Origin of the sequence: Micrococcus sp. GbtcB5 (assembly GCF_019091605.1) — a bacterium.
Classification (GTDB): Bacteria; Actinomycetota; Actinomycetes; order Actinomycetales; family Micrococcaceae; genus Micrococcus; species Micrococcus luteus.
Map to the genome: position 1 here is coordinate 1 of NZ_JAGXJK010000319.1, position 249 is coordinate 249.

At 69.1% G+C, this 249-nt stretch carries 1 pseudogene; it reads left to right on the plus strand.

Features of this window, described 5'->3' with window-relative positions:
- Positions 1 to 225, plus strand: a pseudogene (locus tag KVS67_RS12515) (zinc-dependent alcohol dehydrogenase); the annotation flags it as partial.
- Positions 226 to 249 lie beyond the last annotated feature (24 nt).

Here is a 249-nt window from a genome sequence, read left to right on the forward strand (position 1 = left end):
TTTCCCGCGCCGATCTTCGCCATCGTCCTCAGGGGCCTGACCATCCGCGGCTCGATCGTGGGCACCCGGCAGGTCATGGTCGAGGCGCTCGAGTTCTTCGCGGCCGGGAAGATCCACCCGACGTTCCACACCCGCCCGCTCACCGTGGTCAACGACGTGTTCGAGGAGATGCGCCACGGCAAGATCGAGGGCCGCGTCGACATCGTCTACGCGGTGCAGGGCTGACGTGCCGCCTGGGCAGCCGCCGGG